This window comes from Arthrobacter cryoconiti (genome assembly GCF_020905375.1).
In the GTDB taxonomy this organism is placed as follows: domain Bacteria; phylum Actinomycetota; class Actinomycetes; order Actinomycetales; family Micrococcaceae; genus Specibacter; species Specibacter cryoconiti.
The window spans coordinates 166,490-174,896 of sequence record NZ_JAJJBU010000019.1; the positions used below are offsets into that span (position 1 = coordinate 166,490).

16 protein-coding genes are annotated in these 8,407 nt (G+C 57.4%); 5 read left to right on the plus strand and 11 right to left on the minus strand.

The annotated features are described in order from the left end of the window. The 11 genes from LOH53_RS10890 to LOH53_RS10940 form a co-directional block, all read right to left on the minus strand. Positions 1 to 255, minus strand: coding sequence for a hypothetical protein (locus tag LOH53_RS10890; protein WP_230067759.1), 255 nt, complete (start codon positions 253 to 255; stop codon positions 1 to 3). Beyond that, complete coding sequence (locus tag LOH53_RS10895; RefSeq protein ID WP_230067760.1) at positions 252 to 1,211, minus strand: hypothetical protein; 960 nt, start codon at positions 1,209 to 1,211, stop codon at positions 252 to 254. Before LOH53_RS10895 ends, LOH53_RS10890 begins: the two co-directional genes overlap by 4 nt. A gap of 85 nt (positions 1,212 to 1,296) precedes the next feature. Next, entirely contained in the window at positions 1,297 to 1,563 is a 267-nt protein-coding gene (locus tag LOH53_RS10900; protein ID WP_230067761.1) for a hypothetical protein, read from the minus strand. Continuing rightward, a complete protein-coding gene (locus LOH53_RS10905; RefSeq protein WP_230067762.1) occupies positions 1,560 to 2,774 on the minus strand; it encodes an AAA family ATPase in 1,215 nt (404 codons plus the stop codon). Before LOH53_RS10905 ends, LOH53_RS10900 begins: the two co-directional genes overlap by 4 nt. Beyond that, entirely contained in the window at positions 2,771 to 2,923 is a 153-nt protein-coding gene (locus tag LOH53_RS10910) for a hypothetical protein (RefSeq protein WP_230067763.1), read from the minus strand. The genes LOH53_RS10905 and LOH53_RS10910 overlap by 4 nt, the downstream gene beginning before the upstream one ends. A gap of 112 nt (positions 2,924 to 3,035) precedes the next feature. Beyond that, a complete protein-coding gene (locus tag LOH53_RS10915; RefSeq protein WP_230067764.1) occupies positions 3,036 to 3,401 on the minus strand; it encodes a hypothetical protein in 366 nt (121 codons plus the stop codon). Between the two features lie 17 nt (positions 3,402 to 3,418). Beyond that, positions 3,419 to 3,604 (minus strand): hypothetical protein, encoded by a 186-nt coding sequence (locus LOH53_RS10920; protein WP_230067765.1) that lies wholly within the window; start codon positions 3,602 to 3,604, stop codon positions 3,419 to 3,421. Between the two features lie 12 nt (positions 3,605 to 3,616). Beyond that, a complete protein-coding gene (locus tag LOH53_RS10925; protein WP_230067766.1) occupies positions 3,617 to 3,817 on the minus strand; it encodes a helix-turn-helix domain-containing protein in 201 nt (66 codons plus the stop codon). Beyond that, a complete protein-coding gene (locus tag LOH53_RS10930; protein WP_230067767.1) occupies positions 3,814 to 4,566 on the minus strand; it encodes a phage antirepressor in 753 nt (250 codons plus the stop codon). The genes LOH53_RS10925 and LOH53_RS10930 overlap by 4 nt, the downstream gene beginning before the upstream one ends. A 2-nt stretch (positions 4,567 to 4,568) precedes the next feature. After that, the gene (locus tag LOH53_RS10935) at positions 4,569 to 4,802 is read right to left on the minus strand and encodes a hypothetical protein (protein WP_230067768.1); all 234 of its coding nucleotides are present in this window, start codon (positions 4,800 to 4,802) and stop codon (positions 4,569 to 4,571) included. Positions 4,803 to 4,825: 23 nt separating this feature from the next. After that, positions 4,826 to 5,056 carry a helix-turn-helix domain-containing protein gene (locus LOH53_RS10940; protein ID WP_230067769.1) on the minus strand — a complete coding sequence of 77 codons (231 nt, stop codon included), beginning with the start codon at positions 5,054 to 5,056 and terminating at the stop codon, positions 4,826 to 4,828. 250 nt (positions 5,057 to 5,306) lie between these two features. Here LOH53_RS10940 and LOH53_RS10945 point away from each other — a divergent pair, with 250 nt between their 5' ends. The 5 genes from LOH53_RS10945 to LOH53_RS10965 all read left to right on the plus strand — a co-directional run bounded on the left by LOH53_RS10945 (position 5,307) and on the right by LOH53_RS10965 (position 8,205). Next, the gene (locus tag LOH53_RS10945) at positions 5,307 to 5,723 is read left to right on the plus strand and encodes a helix-turn-helix transcriptional regulator (protein WP_230067770.1); all 417 of its coding nucleotides are present in this window, start codon (positions 5,307 to 5,309) and stop codon (positions 5,721 to 5,723) included. Positions 5,724 to 5,732: 9 nt separating this feature from the next. After that, the gene (locus LOH53_RS10950) at positions 5,733 to 6,083 is read left to right on the plus strand and encodes a hypothetical protein (protein ID WP_230067771.1); all 351 of its coding nucleotides are present in this window, start codon (positions 5,733 to 5,735) and stop codon (positions 6,081 to 6,083) included. A 30-nt stretch (positions 6,084 to 6,113) separates the two neighbouring features. Continuing rightward, positions 6,114 to 6,518, plus strand: a complete 405-nt coding sequence (locus tag LOH53_RS10955; protein ID WP_230067772.1) for an ImmA/IrrE family metallo-endopeptidase — start codon at positions 6,114 to 6,116, stop codon at positions 6,516 to 6,518. A 131-nt stretch (positions 6,519 to 6,649) separates the two neighbouring features. Further along, positions 6,650 to 7,033: a hypothetical protein gene (locus LOH53_RS10960; RefSeq protein WP_230067773.1), complete on the plus strand. Its 384-nt coding sequence runs from the start codon at positions 6,650 to 6,652 to the stop codon at positions 7,031 to 7,033. Positions 7,034 to 7,035: 2 nt separating this feature from the next. Next, positions 7,036 to 8,205, plus strand: coding sequence for a tyrosine-type recombinase/integrase (locus LOH53_RS10965; RefSeq protein WP_230067774.1), 1,170 nt, complete (start codon positions 7,036 to 7,038; stop codon positions 8,203 to 8,205). Positions 8,206 to 8,407: the final 202 nt, after the last annotated feature.

An 8,407-nucleotide genomic window follows, 5' to 3' on the forward strand; every position in this document is an offset into this window, starting at 1 on the left:
TTAGTCGGTGTAGACGGCAACAGTGTTGCCGTCTACATGGCCGCCGAATGGGGAAGGGCCGCCGTCGGCGAGGACTAGCTTCTGCAGGTCGGTCAGGCCTTTGGTCTTTTCCGGGTCCATGCGCTTGGTACGGCGCGCATACGTGCTCACATCTGAGAGGACGGCGCCCTGGATGTGCTTGACTTGCTCGAATGCGGCCTTGTGCTCGTCCAGAATTTCTGGGCCGGCGAATGCGTAACCGTTGACGCTGCTCATGATGCGATGCTCATTTCTGGGGCGGGGATGGTGAGTGGTTCGCGGGCAAGGAGCTCGCGGGCCTTCTTGGCTTTAGCGGTGTAGGCCGCGGCTAGGAACCATCCGAAGTGTTCCTTGATCTGTTCCGGGGAGTCAGCCATCAGGTAGAGGCTGGTGCCAAGCGGGCGGTCTCCGTAGCGTTCGTGCTTGCCCTCCCGGTCCATGGGGGTGACGTGGGCGACGAATGTCTTGATTACCTCGGGCATGGGCTGCTCGTTGCCGTCCTCGTCGATGTAGAACTCTGCCTCCGAGTAGGCGGCCAGCTGGAGCGCAGTCTCCCCATACACGCCCTTGGACGTCTTCAGATCGATCTGAATGAGCTTCCCCACGGCGATCTCCTCCAAGGTCATTAGCAGCGGGCTGGTGGCGTACATGTCAAACGTCCCCGCATAGTGGTGGGTGCGGTTGCCACACGGCCGCTCAAGTAAGACTGGCGTGACCTGCCAATCATCTAGGAACTGGGCGAACCCTTCCACATACCCGATCAGGTCTGCGTCGGCATCGACTTCACCGGTGCGGGAGAGCTGCTCTGCCATCTTGTGCACGGCCGTCCCGGTGGCGCCGGCGTCGTCGCGGTGTTTCCGCCACGCCCACTTCATTTCCCGGAGCGCTTCATCGGCTGGCATGACCGGCAGTTGGGCGAGGTGCTCCAGCGCCCACTGCCCGGCCATCTCCGCCGCCCAGGGGATCAGTGCGCCCTTCGGCACGCCTTCCCCTATGAGGGTGGTGACACCGGTGACAGGCATGCCGTCGAGCTTGTACCTGTGCCCGGCCGGGCTGAACGACAGGCCCTTCGATGTTGGCTTGCTGCGCGGCTTGGCCACCGCGCCAGTGGTGACGGTTGTCTTGGCTGGGGCCATGGGTTTCGGCGACGCGGACCGGGCCCCAGTCCTTATTTTTGGCTTGGTGATGGTCATCTCGTTTCCTTCCTGTGTTTTCCGTGCGGTTTGGTGCTGGATGTTTTGTCGTAGGCTTTGCGGAACTTCGTCCACGGTTTCGCTCTCATCGGGTAGCTCCTTCGTTGACGCCTAGGCGGTTTTTTATTTCGGTCACGACTGGTATTGCTGCTGATGTGTCGTCAATTTTGTCCACGTAGTCGATTAGGTTCGCCGTCCGCTGTTCGTAGGCGAGTGCGAGGGTTGCCTCAAGCTGGGCAAGGGCGAGAGTATTGGGGACATTGTTGACGCCGCCTTGCATAAAAGCGTCGATTATTAGCTCTCGCCGATTCACTGCCGTCTCGTAGCACTGGCTGTCCTTCATGCCGTTCATGCCGCAAGCTCCCCATTAACCAAGCGGAATTCGTGGTCTTCGCCGTCGCTGACGTATTCGATGAAGGCGAGGAAGTTGTTATCTTCCAGCATTTCTTCGAGCTGTCGCAGGCTTCCCTTATCCAGCACGTTGCCGTTGCGGATTACCATCGTGCGAAGTTCCGGATCCGTGGCGATGATCATGGCCGCGGAGACAATTATCTGTTCAGCACCCGACGCCCGGGAGAATGGGATGCCCTGGTACAACACGCCCTCTTCATCAAATCCGAGCCCTTCGATGGGCATCTCCACTGCGGCGAGTCCGTCCTTCTTCGTCTGATCAATGGCCTTTATCTGGTCAGTGAGTTCATCCCACTTGGCGCGGAGCTGCTTCCTATTCTCGGTCTGCGCACGTGCAGTGTTGTTGGTGCGTATAGCCGCGTTGGCGTCGTCAGCCTCGGCAAGCTGCGCTTCAAGTGCCGTGGTGTCGGCAGGCTTCGGGAGTGCATCGAACGCTGCGGCGCGTGACTCTAGGGTGCGCTGCCAGTTGGTGAGTTTGTCCTGAGCCAATTCCAGTTCCTGCCGCGACTGGGCAACCATTGCTTTGGCGTTGGCAATCTCTTGCTCTGCGGTCGCTACTTCCCGGTTCGCCGTCTCAGCTTCCCGGATTTGGGCAATGATTTCACTCGCACTGGTTTCTTCGGTTGGCAGGTTCTCGTTTACCTCGACATCACCAATGGTTTTTCCCTGCTGGCCAACAAACAGCCGGTCAGCTTCTAGCGCCTTCTTCTGCGCGTCCAACTCGGCTGGCACGAATGGGAGCTCAACGACGGACAGGAGCGTCTTGAGCTGTTCCTTCTCGCCGGACGTGGCGAACGTGGAAGCGTCAACACCGAGCTGGGAGATGATCGCGTTCAGGTCAGCCTGCTTCAACTTGGCGCCGTCCGGGCGGGTACCGGACAAGGTCGAGCCGGACGGGGTGAACGTACGCCTCACCACGGTCCCATCCGTGAGAACAATGTCGATGGACGCCTTGCCGTGGCCATCCTTGATGGGCCGCTTCGTGTTCCTAGCATTGAACCCACACAATGTGGTCTCAATGGCGTCTAACACCGAGGTCTTTCCGTTCGCGTTCTGGCCGGCCAAAACAATCAGGCTGCCAGTCGGTTCGATCTTCGCCGCGGACAATCGCTGGAAGTTACTGATGTCGAGGGAAGAAATCTGGATACTCATTTGGTGGGGCCTTTCAGGTTGAAGTATGAGGGTGAGTCGTAGGGGTCGGTTGGTGGGTTTGGGTCAAGCTCCAGATCGGTTGGCTCATAGTCGTCCGGGGTTGGCTCCCCAACCATGAACGGCCAAACAATGCCCTTGTAGCGGCTCATGCCGCGCACCCCGGGGCAAGAATGAATATGATCGCTAACGTCCCGGCGACCATGGCCAACGCGGTGAACCATTCGGCAACGAGTTCGCCCCGGCGGGTCATCTTTATGCCCTTCACCGGTTCACGCCGTCAACGAGACGGTCGATGACGAACGAGAAACCATCGGCAAGGCTCATGTCCGTTGTGTCTTTGTATTTGTCGTCACTCGCCCACCCGGTGGCCCGGTTGGTGATTTCTTGGCCAAGGTCAGCGGCTTCAACAAAAAAGTATTCGACCAAGTCATGATGCAAAGCTGCGGATAGTTCGCGCCTGGCCTGCCCATAATCGGTGTCCTCAATAGCTGGGGACGCGCCCGCAATGTGTGGCATGAAATATGCGAGGATCTGGGCGCATTCCTGCCTCGTGGGTGGAACATCAACGAGACGCTCCAACAGGCCACTGCCAGATGTGGCCGGTTTGGTAGCATGTGGGTAAGACATTGGCTCTCCTAGGGTTCTTATGTCAGGGTCGGGACGGTGGCAGCCGTTCCGACCTTCTTTGCGTGATGTGCGGCGAGTGCCGACAACTCTCGTACGGCGATCTCAGCAATCCGTGTGCGGTTAGCTTGGATGGTTGCGGCTGCACGGCGCTTTACTTCTCGTTCCGCGAAGCCTGGTACGTCGAAGCGTTCAATGATTCGCATTCCTGTTTCCTCCTATTCGCGTCGCCGGGTGCGTTGGTAGTGGTCGATGGCTCCTGGCGGGATACGCCACGGCGATGTTTTCCCACCCGTCTTGTACGCGCCCTTCAACGCCTGCGTGCGGCAATGAATTTTTATGGAACGGACAGGCTCCTGCAACATCTCAGCGACCTGGTCCGGGGTGAATGCTTTCCGGACCATGACTGGGGCGCTCACGCCTTCACCAGTTCCCTGGTGCCAGCGAGTTCCTTGTGGAGCCGTTGAAGCCCTTTAGCACTGATACGGACCTGTGGTGCGGCAAGTTGTTCTTCACCGTTGGTGCGGGCGAATTTGAAGCTGCTGATCTTCTCCGCAACCAAGCCTTGGTCTACTGCCCACTGGTATGGGCGGCTTGACTTGTCCAACCATGGGCGCCCTGATTCGCGAAGGTGCTTGAATAGGCGGTTCTGGCCGACCTGGATTCCGCCGTCCCGGCAAAGCACCTGTGCGGCGTCCCGTACCGAGTAGTCCCCCGTGGCGGACGCTAGTTTCTCCCAAGCAGTTGCCATGGGTGTCAGCTCGTCCACACGGGCCCGGTAGCTGGCCATCGTGCTGTGAGCCTCAATGAGGGCTTGCGCCATCAGCTCGGCACCAGACAGCGTCGATGTAGCGTAAGTGCCAGTCCGACGAATCTGCGGGAGAACCTCATGGGTAACCCAACGCTTGAAAGCCTTAGCACCTGCTACCTGCGACCCCAGTGCCGCAGCATATAGTCCGGGTTCGGAAATTACCGTCATTTCTTGCCCGCCACCAAGGGTGTGCAGAACTCGCACCCCCTTATCTTCGTCGTCTAGTCGGCGCGTCATGGCCGCTGTGGCACTGTAACCAAGGATCTTTGCAACGTCGGATGCCACGAACCACGACTCGCTGTCGACGGTCACGGTTCGCACTGGTTGGCCGCTGTAGTTGAAGTTGGTGAGTTCCATGTTCAGCGCACCTCGGTTTCGAATACTGCGACCTGCTCTGGGGTGGCTGTCCCATACTCTGCTGCGGTCGTTACCGGGTGGGCGAGGCTCATTTCGAGCAACGTCAGCACGTCATTGAAGTCTTGCTCGGTGTGCAGGAACTGCTCGGAGAGCATGTTGCGCATGTGCTGGAGCAGGCCGGTGGTTTCTGAGACGTTGGACGGTTCGGGGTGCTGGGCAAATGTTGTCTGGGGCATGATCATGTTCCTTTCGGGTGGTACTAAGCCGCGTCGTCGAGGACGTTGAAGAGGTCTCCGAAGAGTTCGACACCGAAGACGTCTACGAGTCCGGCTATGAAACGTGCGCCTGGTGCTGATGTGCCGCTGAGGACACGGCTAACGGTTGCGGCGTTGACTCCGATTGCTGTGGCGAATTGCTGGTCGGTGTCTAGTTTTGTGAGCTTCCTGTACTGGCGGAGCTTGTCTTTACGGAGTTCCAGTTGGGCCATCATGTCGCCTCCTTCCTTACATAATTCCCCGGAATCTCGGGGCTGCTTGCGCTGATGTAATGACTTTATACATTTGTCTTACACTAACGCAAGTCAGCAATGTAACGATTTTATAACGTAGTCCTGTTGCGCTGCCGCAACCTCCCTGACCTGCGGAAACACAAGAATGTAATTCACTTCCGTAGCGTGTTGCATTGGCGCAATGTAATAAATAGGGGAAAATCAATGCGTGAGCGCATCTAGAGTTACCGGCATGAACTGGATCAAATACGTTACTCGGCACGCCAAGGGGGAAACCCAATCGGCGATTGCCAAAAATATTGGTGTCTCCGGGGCGACGATCTCGCGATGGCAATCATTTGCCCCGCGGCCGGAGAACGTGACGGCGTTTGCCAGGGCATACAACCGGCCCGTTCTTGAAGCATTCGTGGCGGCAGGATTCCTGACACCCAAAGAAGCCAAAGAACACCCCACCGGACGGCCAGACCTCTCCACACTCACATCAGATGAGCTCGTAGGAGAAGTACGTCGACGGATGGAAACAGCCGGGCCAGAAAACAAACCGGCAACTGCCCAGCACAAAAAGGATTCAAGCGACCGCTACGACTTGGCTGCCGATGACCATAGTGATGAGCCGGACTGGCATGACCAGCTACCCAACGAACCCTAGGAACACACCATGACCGACACCGACCCATTCAGGGACCTCATACTCGATCGCAAAGGCGGGAGAACCTACGGGAAACTGTCCGACGACTGCGGTGGCCAACCAACATCCGGGCGGCTACAACAAATGGCGACCACGCGTCTCAAAGCTTTCCCCGACCCCGAAACACTGAAAGGCTTAGCCATCGGTCTCGGAGTATCCGTGACAAGAATTATTCTGACCGCAGCCGAATCCCTGGACCTACCTGTCCAACCAGTAGATGACGGCGACATGACTCTCTACGGTGCCGGGCACCTACCCGAATCATCACGCACGCTGCTCCAAGACATGGCCAGAGAGTTCCTCAAAGCGCACCGGACCTAGAATGTCTGAGCCAACAAATAAAATCAAAAAATGGATATTGACATGCTTGTGGGGGACCTCGGTGTCACCGTAGACACCGGCCCGCTCCCAAAAGGCTGGTGGGGCGCCTATGACCGAACCGGCCACGCCATCATCCTCCGCCACGGGCTCGCGCCCATACAACGAAAATCGACACTCGCCCACGAACTAGGGCACGCCTGGTATCAGCACGTCCGGGGCGATAAGAAAGCTGAACGACAAGCATCCGTGTGGGCTGCCCGGCGCCTCATCAAAGCCGGTGCCTTCATCGACGCCCTGCACCAGACACAAACAGCACAAGGCACCGCCCACATCCTCGGCGTACTCCCACGAGACATCACCACCTACATCAGCACACTCACACCAGCAGAGACCCTGCTAATACGGCAAATCATCACACCACAAAGGGAACCATGAAAAAAATACTCGCCCCAATTATCCTAGCTGTAGCGCTTTTGACTGGGTGTGAAGGCGGAGGTGCGGCATCTGCGCCAACTCAAACCCCAAAACCGTCTCCTACTGCCGCGCCAACTTCGTCGCCTCAACAGTTGGCCAGCATAATATCCGAATACGAGAATGACTGGCGCGAATACGATGCCAAAATTGTTGACTGCGCATTATCTGAAGTGCTGGGTTCTAGTGTCCTCGATAAGATCAAGGCGAAGACGTGCAGGGTCACGGCTGCTACGGCATCCATAAACGCAAACTTAGCGGCAAAGAATATTAGAAAACTTGACACTCCGCCCAAAGAAATGGGTGCACTGGTCGCAAGAACCCTGGCCGCTCTGGATAGCTTGGCTGCCACTGGAGCCGGAAAGTCGTGCGTAACCGATAATGAGTCGGTTGAATGTGGGAACGATGCGACCAAAGTGAACGGGGCAATCAGGCCCGTAGTGTCGGTGCTCGACGCCTGGAAGCCGTACACGGGCTAGCCATGGCACGTACTGAAGACCGATGGACAAAAAAAGACAAGACCCGGACTGCTGACTATGGCAAAGGTAAGCGTTGGCGTGTCGTGTGGTTGGAGGACGGTAAGGAAGTTAAGAAGTCATTTGCCACTAAGGACGCGGCAGACGCCCACAAGACATGGGTGAACCACAACCAATTGTCAGGCACCTATGTGAGCGCGGCCCGAGGTCGAGTCCAGATAAAGGAGCTGCTTCCTGATTGGGAGGCCGCCCAGGCTCATGTGAAGGAATCCACGAAGGCGGCTATCGAATCTGATTTGCGTGCCACGATCACCCCATATTGGGGAGAGAAAGTCCTTGCGGACATTGAACGATCCGACGTTCAAGAGTGGGTGGCTTCTATGACCAAAGGTGGAAAGGCTGCCCGTACAGTTGACACCATCTTTGGCAGGCTCAATAACTTTTTTGGATGGTGCGTAGGGGAGAAGCGCATCACCCATAACCCGGCGACTGGCGTAAACTTGCCGACCGGTAAAGTTCGTGCCCACCAGTTCCTGACTGTGGCGCAGGTCGAAGCGTTAGCCAAGGCTATCGATCAAAGGTATTCCGGCATGGCTTGGGTGTTGGCTACGACTGGTCTGAGGATTTCAGAGGTGACCGAGCTGCGCGTCAAGGACTTCGACAAGCGTCGACGTCGCCTCACCATTTCAAGGGCCGTCGTATTCGTAAAAGGAAACCAAGTACTCGGGCCGCCGAAAAATGGGCTGACACGGACGGTCCCGGTGACGTCTGCCGCCAGTAAATTCCTTTCTGCACAGGTTATTGGGAAGGATCCTGATGATCTGATCTTCACGACGTTCCGTGGGGTGCAGGTGCGGGCGAATAATTTCAAGCGCCGGCAGTTCGATGATGCGGTGGCGAAGGTTAGGGCGGATGCCGTACTGAAGCGTGTGGCTGGGGAGAAGAGTCCTGTGACTGTTCCGTCCGGTCTTTGGGTGCATGATTTGCGGCATACGGCTGCGTCGTGGGCTGTGCAGTCTGGGGCTTCAGTGAAGTCGGTGCAGCGTATGCTGGGGCATGCGACGGCGTCGATTACTTTGGACACCTATGCGGGATTGTTCGATCAGGATTTGGATGATGTTGCGGAGAGAATGGGGGAGATTCTGGGGGAGTCTTGGAAGCCGGATTCTCCCTAGAAACTCCCTGAAGGCTGGTTTGGCCTACGATTGTTTGGTTGGGGTGACGTTTACACCGTGGATGTCATCGGTTCGATCCCGGTAGGGCCCACCACCCTAAAACCCCGCCATTCCGCGGCTTACAAGCCAAGGAACAGCGGGGTTTTTGCATTAACGAGTGAAGCGCTCGGATTTCAAACTTCCGCTAGATTGCAGCAAGTTG

Excerpts from the sequence above, each read along its gene's own strand:
- LOH53_RS10945 (WP_230067770.1), top strand. The coding sequence starts at position 5,307 with ATGAACTGGATCAAATACGTTACTCGGCACGCCAAGGGGGAAACCCAA.
- LOH53_RS10940 (WP_230067769.1), bottom strand. The coding sequence starts at position 5,056 with ATGATGGCCCAACTGGAACTCCGTAAAGACAAGCTCCGCCAGTACAGG.
- LOH53_RS10915 (WP_230067764.1), bottom strand. The coding sequence starts at position 3,401 with ATGTCTTACCCACATGCTACCAAACCGGCCACATCTGGCAGTGGCCTG.
- LOH53_RS10905 (WP_230067762.1), bottom strand. The coding sequence starts at position 2,774 with ATGAGTATCCAGATTTCTTCCCTCGACATCAGTAACTTCCAGCGATTG.
- LOH53_RS10950 (WP_230067771.1), top strand. The coding sequence starts at position 5,733 with ATGACCGACACCGACCCATTCAGGGACCTCATACTCGATCGCAAAGGC.
- LOH53_RS10910 (WP_230067763.1), bottom strand. The coding sequence starts at position 2,923 with ATGAGCCGCTACAAGGGCATTGTTTGGCCGTTCATGGTTGGGGAGCCA.
- LOH53_RS10930 (WP_230067767.1), bottom strand. The coding sequence starts at position 4,566 with ATGGAACTCACCAACTTCAACTACAGCGGCCAACCAGTGCGAACCGTG.
- LOH53_RS10955 (WP_230067772.1), top strand. The coding sequence starts at position 6,114 with ATGGATATTGACATGCTTGTGGGGGACCTCGGTGTCACCGTAGACACC.
- LOH53_RS10935 (WP_230067768.1), bottom strand. The coding sequence starts at position 4,802 with ATGCCCCAGACAACATTTGCCCAGCACCCCGAACCGTCCAACGTCTCA.
- LOH53_RS10895 (WP_230067760.1), bottom strand. The coding sequence starts at position 1,211 with ATGACCATCACCAAGCCAAAAATAAGGACTGGGGCCCGGTCCGCGTCG.
- LOH53_RS10920 (WP_230067765.1), bottom strand. The coding sequence starts at position 3,604 with ATGCGAATCATTGAACGCTTCGACGTACCAGGCTTCGCGGAACGAGAA.
- LOH53_RS10890 (WP_230067759.1), bottom strand. The coding sequence starts at position 255 with ATGAGCAGCGTCAACGGTTACGCATTCGCCGGCCCAGAAATTCTGGAC.
- LOH53_RS10965 (WP_230067774.1), top strand. The coding sequence starts at position 7,036 with ATGGCACGTACTGAAGACCGATGGACAAAAAAAGACAAGACCCGGACT.
- LOH53_RS10900 (WP_230067761.1), bottom strand. The coding sequence starts at position 1,563 with ATGAACGGCATGAAGGACAGCCAGTGCTACGAGACGGCAGTGAATCGG.